The following is a 20,110-nucleotide window of genomic DNA, read 5'->3' as shown; positions in this document are numbered from 1 at the left end:
TGAACAGCGCATGCCCCCCGCCGGATCCGTGACCGCGGACCCGGCGGGGTCGGCTCCCGAGACCACCGCGTCGATGGCTGCGACGTCGCCGCAGGACGACCGGCCGCGCGGTCTGCGCGCTCGGCACCCCCTGCTCCTCTACGTCGTCGTACGACTGGGCGTCAGCCTGCTACTGATCCTGGGCGTCACCCTGATCACGTTCATCCTGACCAACCTGGTGCCGTCGAACCCGGCCGCCTCGGCGTTGGGCGAGCGGGCCTCGTCGGACCCCGCTGCCGTCGCCGCGTTCAACACGAAGTACGGCCTGGACAAGCCGCTCCCCCAGCAGTACGTCATCTACCTGTCACGGTTGGCGCAACTGGACTTCGGGGACTCGACGCAGACCCACAACCCGGTCGCGAAAGATCTGGGGTCGGCCTTCCCGGCGACTGCGGAACTCGCCCTGACCGCGTTGATCACCGCCTCGGTGCTGGGCGTCGGCCTCGGCCTGTGGGCGGCGCTGCGACAGCGGAAGTTCGTCGACCAGGCGGTGCGGGTGGTCAGCATCATCGGCATCTCCACCCCGACGTTCTGGCTCGCGCTGATCGTCTACTACCTGCTGTTCTACAAACTCGGCTGGTTCCCGGGTTCCGGCCGCCTGGACCCGCAGTTCACTCCGCCGAAGGACCACACCGGCTTTTACACGATCGATGCACTGATCGCCGGGCGCCCCAAGGTGTTCTGGAACGCCGTCGGGCACCTGATCCTGCCGGCCTCGGTGCTGGTGCTCTACACGGTCGGCTTGTTGGCGCGGTTCGCCAGGACAGCCGTGCTCGACGTGCTCGGCAACGACTACATCACCGCCGCCAGGGCGAAGGGGCTCAGCGCCCGCCGGGTCACCTTCGGCTACATCCTGCGGGGTGCGCTGCTGCCGATCCTCACCGTCGTCGGGTTGACGTTCGGCTCGCTGCTCTCCGGCGCGGTGCTCACCGAGACCGTGTTCGCCTGGAACGGGTTGGGGCAGTATGCCTTCAAGGCAGCCACGACGCTCGACCTGCAGGCCATCATGGGAGTCGGCATCGTCGTCGGCGTCACCTACATCGCCATCAACTTCGTCGTCGACCTGCTGTACGGCGTCATCGATCCGAGGGTGCGCAACCGATGACCGAACCCCTGCAGCCCGAGTTCGTGGCGAAGCGTCGACTGATCCGCTGGCCGATGGCGTGGCGGCAACCGCTGACCGTGATCGGACTGCTGATCGTCGCGATCTGGTTGGTGGTGGCCATCTTCGGTGCACTGCTGGAACCACAGGATCCGCTGGCGCAGACCGCGCCGCGCCTGGAGGCACCTTCGGGAGCGCACCTGTTCGGTACGGACTCGCTCGGCCGCGACGTGCTGTCGCGGGTGATCGCCGGGGCCAGGGTGACGTTGCCGCTGTCGATCCTGCTCGTGGTGTTGTCGATGCTGATCGGCACCGTCCTGGGCGCGTTGGCGGGCTACTTCGGCAAGGCGGTCGACGAGATCATCATGCGGATCGCCGATCTGGTGTTCGCCTTCCCGACGATCATCCTGGCGATGGTGGTGACCGCCGCGCTCGGGCCCGGCCTGGAGAATGCGGTACTGGCCATCCTGTTGGTGAGCTGGCCGCAGTACGCCCGCGTCACCAGATCGTTGGTGCTCGGCGCACGCAACAGCGAGTACGTGATCGCCAACCGCTTGCTGGGGGTGGGCGTCATCCGCTCGCTCACCCGCGACATCCTGCCGAACATCGCGGCGCCGATCCTGGTGCTCGCCACGCTGGACTTCGGCAACGCGGTGCTGCTGCTGTCGGGGCTGTCGTTCCTGGGTCTCGGCAGCGTGCCCCCGACCCCCGAGTGGGGAGCCATGGTCTCCGACGGCGTCGACAACTTCTCCTCTTGGTGGATCGCGACGTTCCCGGGGCTGGCGATCCTGACCATCGTGATGGCGTTCAACTTCCTGGGTGACTCACTGCGGGACGCCCTCGACCCGCGCTCGCGCCGGGCCACCACGGGACGTGCGATATGAGCGAATCCCAGCAGTTCCCCGGCGCCCCGATCGATCTCGACAAGGGAGTCGTGACGGTAACCCCGGCCACGGCCACCAGCTCCACCGCTGCTCCGGCCCCCGCCACCGACGGGATCCGCATCTCGGGCCTGCGACTGAAGATCGGCACCGCGCAGATCCTCGACGGGGTGGACCTGGTCGCACCTTCCGGTCAGGTGACCGGAGTGGCCGGCGAATCGGGCTCCGGCAAGACCATGACGGGGATGACGATCCTCGGCCTGCAACCGGCTGCAGCCCAGGTGTCCGGCAGCATCCGCTACGACGACCGCGAGCTGGTCGGTCTGCGGGAGCGGGAGTTGAACAAGCTGCGCGGCAAGCACATCGCCGCGATCTTCCAGGATCCGACGGCCAGCCTGCATCCGATGCTCTCCATCGGCACCCAGTTGACCGACCACGTCCGCCATCACCTGAAACTGTCCAGGCGCGAGGCCCGCGATCGGGCGACCGAGCTGCTCGAGAAGGTCAGGGTCCCGGAGCCACGGGCCGCCCTCGGCAAGTACCCGCACCAGTTCTCCGGCGGCCAGCTCCAGCGGGTGGCGATCGCGTCGGCCCTGGCCTGCGACCCGCGAATGCTGATCGCGGACGAGCCGACCACCGCGCTGGACGTGACGGTGCAGGCCGGGATCCTGCGGCTGCTGCGCGGCCTGTGCGACGATCTCGGGATCGGCATCATCCTGGTGACGCACGACCTGGCGGTGATGTCGTCCCTCGCCGACACCATCGCCGTGATGCGCCACGGCAAGGTCGTCGAGTCCGGCTCGCGCTACGACGTCATCCGCACCCCGCAGCACCCGTACACTCGCTCGCTGATCGACTCCCTGCCCGACCACCAGGAGGTGCGATGACGGCCGCCGCGGAGCCCGCTGAGGGAACGGACACCGCCGACCTGCTGACAGTGGCCGGAGCTGTCGTCAGTTACCGGCGTCCCGGCGCGTCCCCGTTGCGCGCCGTCGACGGGGTGGAGCTGAGACTGGCTCCCGGTGAGACCGTCGGGCTGGTCGGTGAATCCGGCTGCGGGAAGTCGACGCTGGCCAGGGCGATCTGCGGCCTCGAGCCGCTCACCGCCGGCGAGATCCACTTCCGCGGCGCACCGGTGCCGCCGCTCGGCCTGCGCCGCAGACCGGCTGCGCTGCAACGTATCCAGATGGTGTTCCAGAACCCGTACGCGTCGCTCAATCCCCGCCGGACGATCCGCGCGCAGATCGAGTTGGCCAGGCAGATCCACCCGAGTACCGCACCGGATGTCGGCGAGCTGCTGGCGATGGTGGAGCTGCCGGCCGACGTGGCGACCCGCTACCCGCACGAGTTCTCCGGCGGCCAACGCCAACGGATCGCGATCGCCCGCGCGGTGGCTGCCGGGCCGGACGTGCTGATCGGCGACGAGCCGATCGCCTCGCTCGATGCGTCGCTGCAGGCCAAGATCGCCACCCTGATGAAGGACGTCGCCGCCCGTGCCGGCGCGTCGCTGCTGTTCATCTCCCATGATCTCGCGGTGGTCCGGTTGATCGCCGACCGGGTGGTGGTGATGCGGGCCGGCACGGTGGTCGAACAGGGCCCGACACAGCAGATCTGGTCTGATCCCCAGGCGCCTTACACTCGCCGGCTGCTGGCCGCGATCCCGAAGGCCGACGGACTCGGAACGCTGCCCGAGGTTCTCGAGTTGGAGGACTGATGCGGGCCGCCGCCGGCTGTGCATTTTCCTCGGCGCCCGCACAAGCCGATCCAGAGGCAGCATCCGCCGATCTTCTTCAGCGGTCTGAAGGACCCGAAGCGTTCGGCGCGCCGGATCGCCAAGTAGGGCCTGTCCGGCTGGATCGGGATCCAGGATTCGCCCGCGGACATCGCCCGTTGGAAGGGCGAGATCGTCCGGGAGCTGAACGAGATGGACAAGACGCTGCCGCTGCTGTGTCGCCGTTCCGTGACGTGCCGATGTCCGTGACGCTCGACGACCTGACGCAGCTCACCGAGGACGTCATCCCCAAGGTCAACGCAGTCTGAGATCGGTTGCAGCGACGAACCTCTCGGAGGCTTCGCTCCTCAGCCGGGACCGGCGGCGTCACCAGGCGCCGCCGGATCCACGGCCGCCCAGCCGGACCAACGACTGACATCGATGGCGACCACCGGCCCACTCGGGCGGCGGTCGACGTAGTAGGGGTAGCGGGTGGCCAACGCATCCACCGCCTCGTCGTCATGCTCGGAGATCGAGGCGACGCCGTCTGCCCTGGCCCACCACAGCCGCGACCAGTCGTCGTCGTAGACGTCCACCAACACGCAGACCTGCTGGTGCGCCGCAACATTCTCCAGGCGCCGCAGGTCCTGCGTGCTCTTGGGCTTGTCGTCCACGACGAACACGACCCTGTCACCGAGCACCGCGAAGGTGATCGGCACCAGGTGCGGGACGCCGGCCGCGGACACGCTGGCGAACCGGGCCACGCGCTCATGGGCGAACCGGGTCCGGGCCTCCTCGGCGAGCAGACGCATCAGCGTGTCCCGTCGCACGAGCAGCTGAAGTCGTTGTGGGTCATCGGGTCTCCCAGGATGAATAGCAGTACCGAACTCCACAGTGCCACGCCCGGAGGGAGAACTCGGTGACAACGCCCGAAGAGGCCGAAGTGCTGTGGCGTCGGAGCGCCGAAGAACCGTGGCGGGTGTCGACTCTCCGTACCCTCGAGGCCATGGGACCGAGGGCTACCACCCGACCACTGGCTGCAGCGGCACTGACGATCTGCCTCGCCATCTTCGTGGCGGGATGCAGCTCCGGCGGAGCTGACACTGCGGCGGGCACCGCGACCCAGCAGTTGGCTGATGCGCTCACCACACCGGACGCCGAGGTCCTGCGCGTGCTGGTCGAGGACGACACCAGCTCACCCCGTACCGACCTGTTGGTGGCAGAGGTGGTGGCCGCGAACGCGTTGGCAGGCAAGCGGGTCGAGATCACCGCCGACCTCTCCCGGACCGACGGCTCCGGCACCTTCACGATCACCAGCCCTGAGGTGCCGGGGCTGCGACTGCCGGTGACGAACCGGTTGACCGAAATCCGGGCGCCCGGGGCGCTGCGGGCTGTCGACATCCGAGCAGACCGGGACCTGTCGGAACTGCTCGTCAACGGGCATCGGGTGCGCGTGGATCCGGTTGTGCCGGCAGGCAAGCAGGTTGCCTTCCGGGTGCCGCCCGGCGAGTGGTCGCTCGGGCTCCCGCAACACCCGTTCCTGCGGAGTGCACCGAAGACCGTGCAGGCGCTCGACTTCCCCGAGCCGGAGGGCGTCCTGCTCTCTTCGATCATCAATGCTGATGGAGAAGCTGAGGCGAAGCGGCAGGCCGATGCAGTGGTCGCCGCGTGCGAGCGGCCGACGGTGGACCCGAAGTCCGGCTGCGGCGGCGCACTCGAGCTCTGCGTCGGCGCCAGGACGACTCGTACTGTCACGTTCTCCGCTCCCCCGGAGTGGACGGTCGACCACACAGCCATCGCTGCTCAGAGCACGCTGCGCCGCACCGTGACCACCGTCTGCACAGATCGCAGCTCGGGCGCCGTCGTCGACCGGATGAGCGCCTCTGGTACGGCGAAGTTCGACGGGGACGTCACCTTCACCGCTGACGGGTTGACCGTCGAGCTCGGCTGAGTGCAGCTCGGGAACCCGGCCTGCGCGATCGCGCACTTCAGGAAGGCGGTCAGGGCCCGCTGCCGCCTTCAGTGATCCGCCAGGTGTCGTCCGACTGGCGTTCGAGCTGGAAGAACCGGACGACCTTCCCGGGCTGAACGGTCCCGTCCGAAGACCCAGCGGTCGTCAGCGTGGCTGCCACGACATCGGATTTCGCAGACGTCGATGGAGCCTCGTGCGCGCTGACGGCGAAGGCGGAGATGGTGTCCTCGCAAGATCTCCTCGCTGTCCGTCGTCGCGCGGAGACCCCCAGTAGGTGGCAGCAGCATCCACGCAGTTGCCCGCGCGAGCATCGGTCAGATAGCCGGTCACCACTGTCAGCGGGGTGCGTAGGTCGGAGAACCCGAGTCCGGAGAGATCGTCGCCGACCCGCGCGAGCCCGTCGTGGTCGCGGAACGGCGACAGGTGGGGGTGGACATGACTGATCAAAGTCCAGACGTCATCCTGGGTACCCGCCCGTTGCTGACCCGACGTGACGAGGCAGCGATGGCGGTGGGGTCCCGCTGAGCCGATGCTCTGGCCGCCGAACGAGAGCGAATGGCGAAGTCGGACAGGCGCCGGTCGAGCCCGTGAGCGAACAACGACCCTGTCCTCGTGGGACGATCACCCGATGGCCGACGTCGAGCTGCTGTACGCACGCGACCCACGGGCCGTCCGCACCCTCCTGCAGTCGCTGCCCGATTGGTTCGGCGACCCTGCCGCCATCGAGAGCTACACCGAAGCGGCGGCGGACGAGAGGTACCGGAGCCTGCTCGCCACCAGAGCCGGCCGCACCGTCGCGATCGCCCTGGTGGCCCGGCACTTTCCAGAGTCCGCGGAGCTGCACCTGATCGCCGTTGCGCCCACCGAGCGCGGCTCAGGGATCGGGCGAGCGCTGATCGACCGACTGGCCGCGGATCTCCGTGCTGACGGCTGTCGCCTGCTGTCCGTCCACACCGTCGGGCCGTCGTTCCCGCACGACGGATATGCGACCACCCGGGCGTTCTACCACCGCACCGGATTCATTCCTCTGGAAGAGCATCACGGGCTCGACTGGGACGGACCGACGCTGATCCTGGCGCGCATTCTGGCCTGAGCATGTGTCGTCGGCCGAGATGTTCAGACGGTCGAGCCCGGGAACGTCCGCACCACCACCAGCGAGTCGCCGTAGGCGGCGTCCGGCTCGACCTGACCGGTCTCGACGAAGCCCAGCTTCTGCAGGACGCGACGGGACGCGAGGTTCCATTCCCGCACGCCCGCCCACAGCCGCCCGAAGCCCCGCTCCTGCGCCCAGGCGACGAGGGCGCCGGCCGCCTCGGTGGCATAGCCGGCTCCGTGAGCCCGACCGAGCAACTCGTACGCGATCTCGGGTTCGTGCGCCGATCCTCGGCCCACGAAGAGCAGCCCGCAGTAACCGATCACGTCGCCCTCCTGCTTTCGCACGATCGTCAGGAATTCGCGCCCGGGGTCGTCGCTATCGGCGTCGATCTGGGCCGCGATGTCCTCCAGGACCGGCCGGCCGTCAGGCCCGATCCGCCGATGCGGCGGCACCCTCGGGTCACGTTCGGTCCACAACTCGTGGAGGACGGCAGCATCATCTGCAGCGATCTGGCGTCGCAGGAACAGTCGATCGGTCTCGATCACCGCCAGCACCTCACCCCTCGCCGATCCCCGGAACATCCCCGTCGGACGCCCCTGCGAACCCATGCTGACGCCAGGCCTCGTAGGCCACGATCGCGGCGGCGTTGGACAGGTTCAGCGACCGCCGACCGGCAAGCATCGGGATGCGGACCGTGCCGGCGAGTCGGTCGTCCTGCAGCACCGCGGCCGGCAGGCCGGTCGGCTCGGTGCCGAACAGCAGCACATCGCCCGGGAGATAGGCGATCTCGGCGTGGTTGGCCGCCGCGTGTGCGGTGAAGGCGAACACCCGAGCGGGCATCCACGCAGCCCAGGCGACTTCGAGGTCGGCGTGCACGGTGACCGAGGCGAGGTCGTGGTAGTCGAGTCCGGCCCTGCGCAGCTTCGCGTCGTCCAGGTCGAATCCCAGCGGGCCGATCAGGTGCAGTTCGCAGCCGGTGGCTGCCGCGGTGCGGATAGCACCGCCGGTGTTGCCCGGGATCTTGGGTTCGTGGAACGCGAGTCGGAACACGCACCCATCGTGGCACGCGCTCCGTGCCCACGATGACGACCGTCAGGACAGCGAACGTGTCCGGCAGACGACCGCCAGGACCGCGAAGCTGGCCGGTAAGCGACCGTCAGGACAGCGAACGTGTCCGGCAGACGACCGTCAGGACCGCGAAGCTGGCCGGTAAGCGACCGTCAGGACCGCGAAGCTGGCCGGTAAGCGACCGTCAGGACCGCGAAGGGGTGGCGGCTTCATCGGTCCGGGTCGCGTCCGCGAGATCGAGGGTGGGGTCGGTCAGCACCCGCGGATCACGGGATCGCAGGACGGAAGCGATGCGCTCCAACAACTCCAGCGACAGCTCCTCGGCGTGAGCGGCCAGCGCGGACACCCTCACGTAGCGTTCGGGGGCGGACGCCACCCGCTCGCGGTAGGCGGCCTCCGCCTCTGCCAGATCGTCCGGATCGGTGATCCGCGGACCGTCCTCGTAGTCCTTCGCCAACTCGAGTGCGATCCCGGTGGTGCCGAGCCCCGGATCCGCTGGCTCCAGATCGTCGGCGGCGCCGACAGCATCGGCGGGCAGTGGCTCTGCCGCAGCACCCGCCTCGACCATGATCGTGAGGTCCGGCCAGCTGCCGTCCGACACCCACTGCGCCAGCCGCACCAGGCGGAACTCGTCGAGCCCGCCCAGCGCGCCGAACCGGACCACCAGCGAGTCCAGGTAGTCGCGGAAGATCACCACAGCGCCATCTGCGAGCCGCGGATCGATCTCGGTCCGCAGGCGCTCCGCCAGGTCCGCTCCGGCCCGCAGAGCAACGGGCAGCGAGGTGTAGTCGGCCGCCGGCGTCGGCTCCCCGTGCAGGTCGACGACGTCCCACCCCTGCCCGCCCAGCAGCCCGGCGACCGCGTCGGCAACCCTTCGCGTCTCGACCCGGTCGCTGCCCTCGACGGCGATCAACACCCCGCTGCGGGTGGCCTGCCGGTTGATCAGCCGACGCCGCTGCATCATCCGGCGCAGCACGCCGCTCTTGGTGCCGCCGACCTGCCGACCTGCGATGATCGCAACGATCACGGCCACCGCCCCACCGAGCGCCAGCACCAGACCTGCGCCGCTGATCGAGAGGGTGAACTGGCCGATGGTCAGCTGGTGGCCGCCGAACGCACCGGCCAACACCGGACCGATCGCGATGGAGCCCAGCAGGGTCAACCGCACCGACGACATGACGAAGGCGAACACCCGGCCGCGCAACTGGTCGGAGACCTCGTGGCCGATCATCGTGAAGCCGGTGATCCAGGCGATGCCGGCAGCTGATCCCATCGCCGATGCCGTCACCACGGCTCCGACGAAGTCCTGGATGACGCTCATCACCAGGAGCATGACCCCGGCGAGGCCGATGCAGACGATGAACACCACTCGCCGCGGAACGGCCGGCAACACCTTCGGGCCGACCAGCATCCCGAGCGCCAGCCCGGTGAACACTGCGCCGAACAGGATGCCGTAGCCGGCGTTGCCGGCACCGAGCGCACCGACGTAGGACTGCGCGACCCCGGCCACGAGTCCGCCGCCGGCGAAGGCGCCCAGGATGCCGAGGTACAGCGCGCGCATCACCCGGCTGTTCTTGACGAACGAGATGCCCTCGCGGATGAGGGTGAAGACGCTGCGGGTGGTGGAGCGCTCACCGACGAAGGCCGGGATCATCCGGCGGGAGAAGTACAGGATCATCGACGTCAGCAGGAAGGTGGCCGCGTTGAAGAACAGCGCGACCTGCACGGCGGCCACCGACGAGCTGCCCGCCATCAGGCCGGTCGATGAGGCCACCTGCGAGCTCGACCCGAAGAACTGCGAGATGGTCGACAACAGCGCGAAGAGCACCGACGCCACCGGGACCATGCCGTAGATGGAGACGTAGTTGAGCTGGTTCGCGGTGGCGAGCCGGTCACGCGGGACGATGTTGACCCACATCGCCTGCTTCGCCGGCGTCGAGAACAGCCCGACGGCCTCGACGAGGAACTGGGCGATCAGCAGTACCGGCAGATTCGCGGTCAGGGCGATCACCGCATAGAGCACCGCGGCGGCCAGGTCGCAGATGATCGCCAGCTTGCGCCGGTCGAAGCGATCGACGATCGCGCCGGCGATCGGCCCGAGGATCAGGTCGGGCAACAACCGGGTGACGAGAACTCCGGAGACCGCGGCACCTTGCGCGATGCCGGAGGAGTCGCGCGTCAGGTAGGCGGCCAGGGCGGTGGTGGCCAGCAGGCCCAGCCAGTCGCCCAGGCTGGAGATGGTGATGCCGGCCCAGAGCCGACGGAACACCGGGATCCGGAACAGCTCCCCCAGCGCGCTCTGTGAGTGGGCTCTGTTCAGCGCCTGCGGTGAGGTGGCCTCCGAAGCCGGCGCCCCGTGGGACCCGTTCGCGTCAGCGGCCATCGAAGATGCTCTTGATCAGGTTGATCAGACCTTCACCGGCCTGACCGAAGATGACGAACACGAACACGATGAAGACCAGGCAGCCGACGGCACTGCCGCTCTTCTTCCGGGCCGAGGTGCTGCCCGACCCGCCGCGTCGGGTGGCCGCCTGCGTCGACCACTGCTGCATCGCTTGTTGCAACCGCTGGGCCTGCGGGTTCGTCGACTTCCATGGCGAGGCCGGCCCGGTCTGCGGCGGCGTGAAGCCCTGTGCCGGTGAACCGGGAGTCTGCGGCCTGGTCCACTGGGCAGCGGTCGGTGGCGGCAACCGGGAGAAATCCGTCGGCCGGACGGGGGTCGGTGGCCGGACGAAGGCCCCGCCGGTGACGGACGGGATCGAGTACCCGCCGGCGATGGCGCGGCGTTCGGTGCGCTGTCGACCCTCGGCCGTGTTGCGATCCTGACGCTCACGTTCGGTGGCCTGCCGGGCAAGCTCGCGCTCGGCCTCCAGCTGCCGTTCTGCCTCCAGCAGCGCCTCCTCGCCGATGGCAACCCTGGGCAGGACGAACCCGGTGTCGAATCGTGGCACGGTCACCGCTGGGGTGCTGACCATCGGTCCGGCGGCGGTCGGGTCAGGGAAGATCGGGTCGGGGCGCACCGGGATGATCGGATCGGCGGTCCCGTCCGATCCGGTCAGCGCATCCCGGATCGTCGCGTCATCGGCCACGCCACTCACCGCCCCTGCACGTCATACCGCTGATCGTAGGCATGTCGGGCGACCGCCGACCCCCGAACGGGTGACCTGCGGGCCTCCCGGCAGCTCAGCTACCGGATTTCTTCGCGGCAGAGGCCTTGGCCTTGACCGTGCGGGTGGTGGTCGCGGCCGGCTTCTTCACGGCGACCTTCTTGGCCGCCGGCTTCTTGGCCGCCGGCTTCTTGGCCGCCGGCTTCTTCGCGGCCGCACGCTTGGGTGCGGGAGCCCTGGTCCGTCGCTCGGCCAGGAGTTCCGCGCCGCGTTCGATGGTCAGCGTCGTCACCTCGTCACCCTTGCGCAGCGAGGCGTTGGTCTCGCCGTCGGTGACGTACGGCCCGAACCGGCCGTCCTTGATCACCATCGGCTTCTCCGTCGCCGGGTCGACACCCAGTTCGCGCAACGGCGGCGCAGCGGCCGCGCCCCGACCCCGGGCCTTGGGCTGCGCGTAGATGGCCAGGGACTCATCGAGGGTGACGGTGAAAAGCTGCTCCTCGTCGACCAGGGATCGCGAATCCGTGCCCTTCTTCAGGTAGGGACCGTAGCGACCGTTCTGGGCGGTGATCTCGTCGCCGGACTCCGGGTCCTTGCCGACCACGCGTGGCAGCGACAGCAGCCGCAACGCACCCTCGAGCGTCATGCTCTCCAGCGTCATCGACTTGAACAACGAGGCCGTCCGCGGCTTCACAGCGTTCTTGCCGGTCTTCGGGGTGTCCTCCGGCAACACCTCGGTGACGTACGGGCCGTAGCGCCCGTCCTTGGCGATGATCGGGTTCTTCGACTCCGGGTCGGTGCCCAGCTCGATGTCGCCGCTCTCTGCCTTCACGAACAGCTCGTCGACGGTCGCGGTGGTCACCTCGTCGGGTGCCAGCTCCTCGGGCAGGTTCGCCCGCTCGAGCTGGTCCGCACCGGCCTCGTCGGTGATCGTGCGTTCCAGGTAAGGGCCGAACTTGCCCACCCGGACGAACACCTGACGACCGTCGGAGTCCTTCACCAGCGGCAGCGAGTTGACCTCGCGGGCGTCGATGTCCTCGAGGTTCTCACCGACCATCTTCTTCAGACCACCGGCCTGGCCGACGCCGCCCTCCGGGCCGATGTCGCCCCCGAAGTAGAACGACTTCAGCCAGGGCACCCGGCCGATCCGGCCTTCGGCGATGCCGTCGAGCTCGTCCTCCATCGCGGCGGTGAAGTTGTAGTCGACCAGTCGGCCGAAGTGCTGCTCCATGAGTCCGACGACGGCGAAGGCGATCCAACTCGGCACCATGGCCTGACCCTTGCGCCAGACGTAGCCGCGGTCGGCGATGGTGCGGATGATCGAGGCGTAGGTGGACGGTCGACCGATGCCCAGCTCCTCGAGCGCCTTGATCAGGCTCGGCTCGGTGTAACGGGCAGGCGGCGACGTGCTGTGCGAACCGGGCAGCAGGTCGCTGACGGCCAACTGCTGACCCTCGGTGAGGTTCGGCAGCCGCTTCTCTGCGTCGTCGGCCTCGCCCCCGGCCTCGGCGTCGACGGTCTCGACGTACGCCCGCAGGAACCCGGGAAAGGTGATGGTGCGACCGGACGCGGCGAACACGCACGCGGTCCCGGACCCGGTGGTCGCGGTGATCCGGACCTGCAGGTTCTGGCCGCGGGCATCCACCATCTGGGAGGCGATGGTGCGCTGCCAGATGAGTTCGTACAGCCGGTACTCATCGCCGGAGATCTCCCGGCTGACCTCGCCGGGGGTGCGGAAGTGCTCACCGGAGGGACGGATGGCCTCGTGCGCTTCCTGGGCGTTCTTGACCTTCTTGGTGTACTGCCGCGGCGCGTCGGGGACGTATTCCGGGCCGTAGAGCTCCCGTGCCTGGGCACGGGCTGCGGTCTGTGCCGTCTGCGAGAGCGTGGTGGAGTCGGTTCGCATGTAGGTGATGTAGCCGCCCTCGTAGAGCCGCTGCGCCGCACGCATGGTGCGCTCGGTACCGAAGCCGAGCTTGCGACCGGCCTCCTGCTGCAGCGTCGAGGTCATGAACGGCGGGTAGGGCTTGCGGGTGTACGGCTTGTCCTCGACCGAGGTCACCGAGGACGTCCGACCGTCCAGCTCGGCCGCCAGGGTGCGCGCGCCGTCCTCGTCGAGCAGCAGCACGTCAGCCTTGACCGCGCCGGCCGAGAGCCGACCGGTGGTCTCGACGAAGTCCCGACCGCTGGCCAACCGACGGCCGTCCACCGTGGACAACGACGCGGCGAAACCGCTCTTGGCCTCCTCGGGGGTGAAGTGCCCGTCGAGGCCCCAGTAGGTGCCGGAGACGAACGCCATCCTGGCCCGCTCCCGCTCGACCACGATCCGGGTCGCCACCGACTGCACCCGACCGGCCGACAGCCGCGGCATCACCTTGCGCCACAGCACCGGCGACACCTCGTAGCCGTACAGGCGGTCGAGGATGCGACGGGTCTCCTGGGCGTCGACCAGGTTCGTGTCGAGCTCGCGCGGGTTGGCGGCGGCGGCCTGGATCGCGGCCTTGGTGATCTCGTGGAACACCATCCGCTTGACCGGGACCTTGGGTTTGAGCGTCTCGAGCAGGTGCCAGGCGATGGCCTCGCCCTCGCGGTCCTCGTCTGTCGCGAGGTACAGCTCGGTGGCATTCGCCAACAGCGACTTGAGCTTGGCGACCTGGGCCTTCTTGTCGGCCGAGACGACGTACAGCGGTTCGAAGTCGTGGTCGGTGTCGACCCCGAGGCGGGCCCACGGCTCACCCTTGTACTTGGCAGGTACGTCGGCCGCTCCACGCGGCAGATCACGGATGTGGCCGATCGACGACTCGACGACGTACCCGTCGCCGAGGTAGCCCGCGATCGTCTTCGCCTTGTTGGGCGATTCGACGACCACGAGTCGGTTCGGCGTCTTGGCTGCAGCCATTTCTCTCTCGCGTTCCTGGTTTCTGGAGGTGGTGCTGTGGCGCATGATGCCACACCGGCGGACAGTGCCCGTGGGACCGCCTGCTCGAGGACCGCGGCCCGGATGCGACCAGGTCGTCGGCCGCCGGCGGTCACCTGCCCGACGGGAACGCGTCCTCCGGCGCTCCCGGGGGCGGATCCCCCAGCATTTCGGCGAGCCGCGCGAGCCTTCTCCGCCCGACGATACGCACCGCCGGGCCGCCGGCCCGACCGCCCAGCAACACGCCGGTCAAACCGACAGCGGACAGCGCCGAGGCGAAACGGGTGTGCAACTGCTCCGCACGGGGATCCAGTCCGAGCAGGTAGCCGGCCGCATCGCAGCGTCCGGACGCCAGGGCCCAGCAGCGCAGGAATCCGCCGGGAGCTGTGGGAAGGGCAGCTGCCTGCTTGACCGCTCCCCTGGTCCACGCAGCGGCCAGGGGCACCAACGCCGCGCACCGCTCACTGCGCACCAGGTACATCGGCCCGATCGGCCGGTGCTCCCCGGTCGACTCCTCGGCGGTCGGGTCGGGCGCAGCGCCGACCTCGTCGATCAGCGAGCTGAACTCGTGGGGATCCGCTTCGCGCACGCGCGCGTCGACGTCACGGATCGCGAACTCACGGGCCAGCGCGTCCGCGCGCCAGCGCTGTGGCACGAGCACTGACAGCCGGGCACCGCCGGAACCGAGCGTGATCTGTCCCGGGCCGGCGAGCAGCCCGCCCAGGTCGGCAATCGTCGGCTCGGCGACCCCGATCGAGAACAACGACAACTGGTCCACGGGCGAACCGTAGCGGCTGGAAGCCGATCAGCCGTTCAGCACCGACGCACAGGCGGCGATCTTCTTCATCTGACCGACGACAGCGGGCGCACCGATGATCTCCGCCACGTCGTCCAACGGCGCGCCGGCTGCGTCGGTCGCCTCGCGCGCAGCCTGGAACTGATCATCCAACTCTGCCTGGCTGGTGGCGCCGGCGACGAGCTTGGCGCCCTGGCGCGCGGCGGCCGCCACCTTCGGATAGGTGGCGATGGTGGCGGAAGCGAGCGCCGCCCCTTCGGGGATGTTCGGGATGCCCGCTGCCTTCATGCCGTCCGTCGCTCCGTCCAGGCGTTCGGCCTGCTGGGTGAACAGGTCGACCGTGCGGGCGCGCTTGGTGGCCAGATCACCGGTGAGGCCCTCGTACTGGTCGCGGGGCTTGTCCTGCAGTCCGGAGCACAGCGCTGCGAAGTAGCGGACGGTGTCGGGATCGAAGGATCCCACCGAGGCCGATCCGCTCGGCACCGGTGCGCTGGGGGTGGAACTCGGCGGGCGGGTGGTCAGGGGTACCGACGTCGTACCGGTGATCAGGGCTGACGACGAACCACTGGTCGAACCGGGGGTCGAGCCGGGCGTCGAGCCGGAGGTTGAGCCAGGCGTCGAGCCGGAGGTCGAGCCGGGCGTCGAGCCGGGCGTCGAGCCGGAGGTCGAGCCGGGCGTCGAGCCGGAGGTCGAGGATCCTGACGCGCTGCCGGTGCTGGACGCAGCCGCCGAGGAACTCGTCGTCGAGGTCGGGACGGTCGGCGTCCCGGTGCCCGGCTGGGCATCGGCACCACTGCAGGCGCTCAGCAGCAAGGCGGCGGCGAGGGCGGCGATCGACGCCAGGCGGGGGCGGTTCGGGTGAGCGGAATGCATCGGGGACTCCAGACGTGGCGGACGACAAGTGGTACTGACGCGAGTGATGGATGGAGCAGTACCGCAGTTCACCGTACCCACGAAGCAGCATCGGCCGGTGTCCCCTCTCGGGGACACCGGCCGATGTGTGGGTCGCAGCGGATCTCGTAGCGAGAGATCAGTGCGGGGAGATCAGTGCTGGGAGATCAGCTACCCGCGCTGAACAGCGACTTGCAGGACGGAATCTCCTTGATGGCCGCCAACGTGCCGGCATCGACCTTGAACCTGCTGAGCTCCTGCAGGCCCTTCATGTCCTTGCCCAGGTCCTGCAGCTGCGCCAGGGCCTTCGGATCGTTGGGGTCGGCCTTGGCCAGCGTTGCACCGAGCTTGCTGAACTTCGGACCGAACTCGTTCATCGCCTTGGTGACGGAGGTCGCAAGGGTATCGCCGCCGTTGAAGGTCGGAACGGGGACGCCGTCGAGGTCCTTTGCGGTCTTGGTGAACGCGCTACCCATCGAGGTGAAGGTCTTCGACAGCGTCTGCAGCAGCTTCTTGGGATCGCTGCCGGATCCCTGCATGGTCCCGGAGAGGTTCTTGACATCCGTCAGAGCCGGGGACACCCCACTGCAGTAGGTGTCGAACCAGGTCACGCTGGCCTCGTCGAGGTCACCGCCGCTGCCGACCGTGGTGGTCGCGGAGGTGTCGGCGGTGCTGGAGTCGTCGGTGGCGGGCTCGCTGCTGCTGGTGTCCTCGGAGCTGCTGGTGTCCTCGGAGCTGCTGGTGTCCTCGGAGCTGCTGGTGTCCTCGGAGCTGCTGGTGTCCTCGGAGCTGCTGGGCTCCTGGCTGGTGGAATCCGCCGATGTGCTGTCCTGCGTGCTGGAGGCCGCCGAGGTGGTGATGTTCGCCGGCTGTGAGGCGGAGGGGGAGGCTGCGGTACCGGCGGTGTCCGAGCCACATCCTGCGAGGAGCAGGGCGGCGCCCGCGGCGAATGCGCTCAGGGCGGTGGTCGTGCGCTTCATCGGTGTGTTCCTTCCTGACGGTCGAGGTGTACCGACCGTGGGGTGTGGTGGGCCGGGTCCGGCCACACAGTTCTGACGCTAACAACGATGGGCACCGTACGTGGATGGTTCCCCCGAACCTGGAATCCGGCCAACCGCAATTCCCCGGAACTTTCTGCCGAAACCCGGAGAGCGGTCACGAGCCCATCACGATGTGCTCCCGGCAACGGCATCAGCCGCCCAGTGCCTGGCAGGCCGGCGCGGCCGATGGTGCGGCCTGCGCCTCGGCCGGCAGACTTCCCAGGTCGATCAGAGGTTGGGCGGCGTCCTGCAGGGTGCGGGCGAAATCGGTCAGCGTGTTGCGGGACGCGGGATCGTCAGGGTCGAGATCAGGCAGTGTCTTGGCGAAGGCGGTGAGCTTGGGACCGACCGTCGCCAGAGTGCGCGTGACCTTCGCCGCATAGGCCTTGCCGCCGGCGAACGTGGGCCCCGGGAGTGCGGAGAGCTTCTTGGCGACCTGGGTCACCGAGGTGCCTGCTGCTGCGAACTTCGGAGCCAGCTTCTGCAGGGAACCTATCGGATCGGACCGGTCCACCTCGGACGAGATGCTGCCGAGGTCCTTGACGGGCCCGAGACCGGAGCACAGCGTGTCGAACCACGCGACGCTCTGCTCGTCGGCGCCGCCGGCCTCGGTGCCCTGCGCTGTCGTCGAACCGCTCCCGACGGTGGTCGGCGAGCTGTCCTGCGACGAGGTCGCGGACGCGTCGGCAGACTCCTGCTGCGACGGAGCCATCGCGGCGGACGACGTTGTGGCACTCGTCTGCGCCGCGGTCGGGGTCACTGCGCCGGTCGTGTCGGACCCGCAGCCGGTCAGGATCAGCAAGGCCGCCGTGACAACACCGGTCACCGCTGAAGTAGTGCGCATCGTCGTTCTCCTCCCCCGGACGGTCGCACTCGACGCGACCGCAGAGGAAAGATTACCCACCGGCTCGAGCCGCCACCGGGCCGGTCCGCAGTCGCGGACCGGCCCGGTGGCGGGTGAGAGTTCCGTCAGGCCCTGGCTCCCGCCGCCGGCGCCTCGGTGTTGATGACGCTGGCGCGCTTCTTGGAGATGACCACCGACACCACGATGATGATCACCGCGACCAGGGCGATCGCGATCCGGATACCGGTGCTGGCATCGACGCCGACCGACAGACCGACGACGGCCGGGGCGACCAGCAGCGAGACCAGGTTCATCACCTTGAGCAGCGGGTTGATGGCCGGGCCGGCGGTGTCCTTGAACGGGTCGCCGATGGTGTCACCGATGACGGTGGCGTCGTGGGCCGACGAGCCCTTGCCGCCGTACATGCCGTCCTCGACGAGCTTCTTGCTGTTGTCCCAGGCGCCACCGGAGTTGGCCAGGAAGACGGCCATCAGGGTGCCGGTGGCGATCGCGCCGCCGAGGAAGCCGGCCAGCGGACCGACGCCGAGGCCGAAGCCGACGGCGATCGGCGCGAACACCGCGAGCAGACCAGGGGTGGCCAGCTCACGCAGCGAATCGCGGGTGACGATGTCGACGACCTTGCCGTACTCCGGCTTGGCGGTGCCCTCCATGATCCCGGGGATGTCGCGGAACTGGCGGCGCACCTCCTGCACGACGGCGCCGGCAGCGCGGGAGACCGCGTTGATGGCCAGCCCGGAGAACAGGAACACCACTGCCGAGCCGAGGACCACGCCGACGAGCGTGTTCGGGCTCATGATGTTGGTCGAGAAGGCGAGGATGCCATCGGCGGCGACGTCTCCCGCCTTGACCAGTGCCTGGGCGATCGCGTCGCGGTAGGACCCGAACAGCGCGGTGGCCGCCAGAACGGCGGTGGCGATCGCGATGCCCTTGGTGATGGCCTTGGTGGTGTTGCCGACGGCGTCGAGATCGGTGAGGGTGCGGGCTCCCTCCTCGGAGACGTCGCCGGACATCTCGGCCACGCCCTGGGCGTTGTCGGAGATGGGCCCGAAGGTGTCCATCGCGACGATGACGCCGACGGTCGTGAGTAGTCCGCAACCGGCCAGCGCGATCGCGAACAGCGCGACGCCGATGCTCCCGGAGAGCAGGAACGCGCCGTAGACGGCGGCGCCGATGACCAGCGCGGTGTAGACCGCGGACTCCAGACCGAGCGAGATACCGGACAGCACCACGGTCGCCGGACCGGTCACCGAGGTGGCGGCCACGTCCTGGGTCGGCTTGGACTTGGTGTCGGTGTAGTAGCCCGTCAACCACAGGATGACGGCCGCCAGGACGATGCCGATGATCACCGCGGAGATGGCGATCAGCGCAGGGTTGCCGCTGCCCGTCATACCGAGTGCAGCGAAGTTGGTCGGCAGATAGGTGAAGGCCGCGATCGCGCAGAGCACGGCGGAGATGCCGGCGGAGATGTAGAAGCTGCGGTTGATCGTCGTCAGGCCGGACTCGCCGCGCCGCGGCTTGGTGATGTAGACGCCGATGATCGCGGTGAGCACGCCGATCGCCGGGACGATCAGCGGGAAGATCAGGCCCTTGGTGCCGAACGCGGCCGAGCCCAGGATGAGGCTGGCGACCAGGGTCACGGCGTAGGACTCGAACAGGTCGGCGGCCATCCCTGCGCAGTCGCCGACGTTGTCACCGACGTTGTCGGCGATGGTGGCGGCGTTGCGGGGGTCGTCCTCCGGGATGCCCTGCTCGACCTTGCCGACGAGGTCGGCGCCGACGTCGGCGGCCTTGGTGAAGATGCCGCCGCCGACCCGCATGAACATCGCGAGCATGGCTGCACCGAAGCCGAAGCCCTCCAACACCTTCGGGGCGTCGCCGACATAGACCAGCACGACGAATGCCGCGCCGAGCAGGCCGAGTCCGGTGGTGGTCAGACCGACGGTGCCGCCGGTGCGGAACGCGATCCGCATGGCCTTGTCGCGACCCTCGGTGCCGCCCTCGTTGGCGGCCGCGGCGACGCGGACGTTGGCCCGGGTGGCCAGCCACATGCCGGTGTACCCGACGAAGGCCGAGAAGCCGGCGCCCAACAGGAAGAAGATACTGCGGCCGATCCGCTCGCCGGTGGAGTCTGCGGGCAGCACGAACAACAGGGCGAAGACGATGACGACGAAGACGACGAGGGTCTTGAACTGCCGGGTCAGGTACGCGGCGGCACCCTCCTGGACGGCCTCGGAGATCTCCTGCATCTTCGGGGTGCCCTGCCCCGCTGTCAGCACCTCGGCTCGCAGGACGAAGGCGATGGCCAACGCCACCAGAGCGACGATGCCGACGATGATCACCAGGACCTTGTCGCCACCCCCCAATTGGACGTCTGCGTTCGCTGCGAGCTGGGTCGCGGCCTGCAGGCTGGGCCTGATCATGGGCACTCCTACCGTTTCATCTGGGAGGCCGGGCCGCCGAGCGGCGGTGACCGGCGCGCGCCGATGCCAGGAGGGGCGACCGGCGCTGGTCTTGACAGGGATCCACGCCGGACACCCGACGTGCTGGCGCTCACCCTAAGCCACGACCCGGACGCACCATGCCCCGGGCGTGGGGCGAGTCACACCCGCGTCGAGCGTTCGCCGG

At 69.1% G+C, this 20,110-nt stretch carries 18 protein-coding genes and 1 pseudogene; 8 read left to right on the top strand and 11 right to left on the bottom strand.

Going from position 1 to position 20,110, the window contains the following annotated elements; genetic code table 11:
• Positions 1–73: 73 nt before the first annotated feature.
• The 5 genes and pseudogenes from ABLG96_RS04845 to ABLG96_RS04825 form a co-directional block, all read left to right on the top strand.
• On the top strand, positions 74–1,144 hold the full coding sequence (locus ABLG96_RS04845) for an ABC transporter permease (RefSeq protein WP_353650271.1): 1,071 nt from the start codon (positions 74–76) through the stop codon (positions 1,142–1,144).
• Complete coding sequence (locus ABLG96_RS04840; RefSeq protein ID WP_353650270.1) at positions 1,141–2,025, top strand: ABC transporter permease; 885 nt, start codon at positions 1,141–1,143, stop codon at positions 2,023–2,025. Before ABLG96_RS04845 ends, ABLG96_RS04840 begins: the two co-directional genes overlap by 4 nt.
• Positions 2,022–2,909: an ABC transporter ATP-binding protein gene (locus ABLG96_RS04835; RefSeq protein WP_353650269.1), complete on the top strand. Its 888-nt coding sequence runs from the start codon at positions 2,022–2,024 to the stop codon at positions 2,907–2,909. The genes ABLG96_RS04840 and ABLG96_RS04835 overlap by 4 nt, the downstream gene beginning before the upstream one ends.
• Complete coding sequence (locus ABLG96_RS04830) at positions 2,906–3,736, top strand: ATP-binding cassette domain-containing protein (RefSeq protein WP_353650268.1); 831 nt, start codon at positions 2,906–2,908, stop codon at positions 3,734–3,736. The genes ABLG96_RS04835 and ABLG96_RS04830 overlap by 4 nt, the downstream gene beginning before the upstream one ends.
• 39 nt (positions 3,737–3,775) lie before the next feature.
• Positions 3,776–4,062: pseudogene (locus ABLG96_RS04825) on the top strand (LLM class flavin-dependent oxidoreductase); the annotation flags it as partial.
• Positions 4,063–4,101: 39 nt separating this feature from the next.
• On the opposite strand, the gene ABLG96_RS04820 reads toward ABLG96_RS04825, so the two are convergent.
• Complete coding sequence (locus ABLG96_RS04820) at positions 4,102–4,545, bottom strand: TIGR03668 family PPOX class F420-dependent oxidoreductase (protein WP_353650267.1); 444 nt, start codon at positions 4,543–4,545, stop codon at positions 4,102–4,104.
• Positions 4,546–4,652: 107 nt separating this feature from the next.
• Here ABLG96_RS04820 and ABLG96_RS04815 point away from each other — a divergent pair, with 107 nt between their 5' ends.
• Both ABLG96_RS04815 and ABLG96_RS04810 read left to right on the top strand, forming a co-directional pair.
• Entirely contained in the window at positions 4,653–5,684 is a 1,032-nt protein-coding gene (locus ABLG96_RS04815) for a hypothetical protein (RefSeq protein ID WP_353650266.1), read from the top strand.
• A gap of 649 nt (positions 5,685–6,333) precedes the next feature.
• On the top strand, positions 6,334–6,798 hold the full coding sequence (locus ABLG96_RS04810) for a GNAT family N-acetyltransferase (RefSeq protein ID WP_353650265.1): 465 nt from the start codon (positions 6,334–6,336) through the stop codon (positions 6,796–6,798).
• Positions 6,799–6,821: 23 nt separating this feature from the next.
• Here ABLG96_RS04810 and ABLG96_RS04805 read toward each other — a convergent pair whose 3' ends face one another.
• From ABLG96_RS04805 to ABLG96_RS04775, 7 genes are all read right to left on the bottom strand, one after another.
• A complete protein-coding gene (locus tag ABLG96_RS04805) occupies positions 6,822–7,346 on the bottom strand; it encodes a GNAT family N-acetyltransferase (protein WP_353650264.1) in 525 nt (174 codons plus the stop codon).
• A gap of 10 nt (positions 7,347–7,356) precedes the next feature.
• Positions 7,357–7,851: a tRNA (cytidine(34)-2'-O)-methyltransferase gene (locus ABLG96_RS04800; RefSeq protein ID WP_353650263.1), complete on the bottom strand. Its 495-nt coding sequence runs from the start codon at positions 7,849–7,851 to the stop codon at positions 7,357–7,359.
• Positions 7,852–8,053: 202 nt separating this feature from the next.
• Positions 8,054–10,252 (bottom strand): MFS transporter, encoded by a 2,199-nt coding sequence (locus ABLG96_RS04795; RefSeq protein ID WP_353650262.1) that lies wholly within the window; start codon positions 10,250–10,252, stop codon positions 8,054–8,056.
• Positions 10,242–10,958, bottom strand: coding sequence for a hypothetical protein (locus tag ABLG96_RS04790; protein WP_353650261.1), 717 nt, complete (start codon positions 10,956–10,958; stop codon positions 10,242–10,244). The genes ABLG96_RS04795 and ABLG96_RS04790 overlap by 11 nt, the downstream gene beginning before the upstream one ends.
• A 94-nt stretch (positions 10,959–11,052) precedes the next feature.
• Positions 11,053–13,875, bottom strand: a complete 2,823-nt coding sequence (gene topA / locus ABLG96_RS04785; RefSeq protein ID WP_353650260.1) for a type I DNA topoisomerase — start codon at positions 13,873–13,875, stop codon at positions 11,053–11,055.
• Between the two features lie 130 nt (positions 13,876–14,005).
• Positions 14,006–14,671 (bottom strand): hypothetical protein, encoded by a 666-nt coding sequence (locus ABLG96_RS04780; RefSeq protein ID WP_353650259.1) that lies wholly within the window; start codon positions 14,669–14,671, stop codon positions 14,006–14,008.
• 27 nt (positions 14,672–14,698) lie between these two features.
• Positions 14,699–15,151: a hypothetical protein gene (locus ABLG96_RS04775; RefSeq protein ID WP_353650258.1), complete on the bottom strand. Its 453-nt coding sequence runs from the start codon at positions 15,149–15,151 to the stop codon at positions 14,699–14,701.
• Here ABLG96_RS04775 and ABLG96_RS04770 point away from each other — a divergent pair.
• Positions 15,129–15,551, top strand: coding sequence for a hypothetical protein (locus ABLG96_RS04770; protein WP_353650257.1), 423 nt, complete (start codon positions 15,129–15,131; stop codon positions 15,549–15,551). The two genes, ABLG96_RS04775 and ABLG96_RS04770, sit on opposite strands and share 23 nt — an antisense overlap.
• Before the next feature lie 196 nt (positions 15,552–15,747).
• Here ABLG96_RS04770 and ABLG96_RS04765 read toward each other — a convergent pair whose 3' ends face one another.
• From ABLG96_RS04765 to ABLG96_RS04755, 3 genes are all read right to left on the bottom strand, one after another.
• Positions 15,748–16,560 carry a hypothetical protein gene (locus tag ABLG96_RS04765; protein ID WP_353650256.1) on the bottom strand — a complete coding sequence of 271 codons (813 nt, stop codon included), beginning with the start codon at positions 16,558–16,560 and terminating at the stop codon, positions 15,748–15,750.
• Between the two features lie 211 nt (positions 16,561–16,771).
• A complete protein-coding gene (locus ABLG96_RS04760) occupies positions 16,772–17,464 on the bottom strand; it encodes a hypothetical protein (RefSeq protein WP_353650255.1) in 693 nt (230 codons plus the stop codon).
• A 125-nt stretch (positions 17,465–17,589) separates the two neighbouring features.
• Complete coding sequence (locus tag ABLG96_RS04755; RefSeq protein WP_353650254.1) at positions 17,590–19,905, bottom strand: sodium-translocating pyrophosphatase; 2,316 nt, start codon at positions 19,903–19,905, stop codon at positions 17,590–17,592.
• Between the last annotated feature and the right edge of the window lie 205 nt (positions 19,906–20,110).

It is taken from the genome of Nakamurella sp. A5-74, assembly GCF_040438885.1.
GTDB lineage: Bacteria > Actinomycetota > Actinomycetes > Mycobacteriales > Nakamurellaceae > Nakamurella.
This window is presented reverse-complemented; position numbering and strand designations above follow the sequence as displayed.

Bases quoted from the DNA above. Each gene is read 5' to 3' on its own strand.
- ABLG96_RS04845 (WP_353650271.1), top strand. From the start codon at position 74: ATGGCTGCGACGTCGCCGCAGGACGACCGGCCGCGCGGTCTGCGCGCT.
- ABLG96_RS04840 (WP_353650270.1), top strand. From the start codon at position 1,141: ATGACCGAACCCCTGCAGCCCGAGTTCGTGGCGAAGCGTCGACTGATC.
- ABLG96_RS04835 (WP_353650269.1), top strand. From the start codon at position 2,022: ATGAGCGAATCCCAGCAGTTCCCCGGCGCCCCGATCGATCTCGACAAG.
- ABLG96_RS04830 (WP_353650268.1), top strand. From the start codon at position 2,906: ATGACGGCCGCCGCGGAGCCCGCTGAGGGAACGGACACCGCCGACCTG.
- ABLG96_RS04820 (WP_353650267.1), bottom strand. From the start codon at position 4,545: ATGCGTCTGCTCGCCGAGGAGGCCCGGACCCGGTTCGCCCATGAGCGC.
- ABLG96_RS04810 (WP_353650265.1), top strand. From the start codon at position 6,334: ATGGCCGACGTCGAGCTGCTGTACGCACGCGACCCACGGGCCGTCCGC.
- ABLG96_RS04795 (WP_353650262.1), bottom strand. From the start codon at position 10,252: ATGGCCGCTGACGCGAACGGGTCCCACGGGGCGCCGGCTTCGGAGGCC.
- topA (WP_353650260.1), bottom strand. From the start codon at position 13,875: ATGGCTGCAGCCAAGACGCCGAACCGACTCGTGGTCGTCGAATCGCCC.
- ABLG96_RS04765 (WP_353650256.1), bottom strand. From the start codon at position 16,560: ATGAAGCGCACGACCACCGCCCTGAGCGCATTCGCCGCGGGCGCCGCC.
- ABLG96_RS04760 (WP_353650255.1), bottom strand. From the start codon at position 17,464: ATGCGCACTACTTCAGCGGTGACCGGTGTTGTCACGGCGGCCTTGCTG.
- ABLG96_RS04755 (WP_353650254.1), bottom strand. From the start codon at position 19,905: ATGATCAGGCCCAGCCTGCAGGCCGCGACCCAGCTCGCAGCGAACGCA.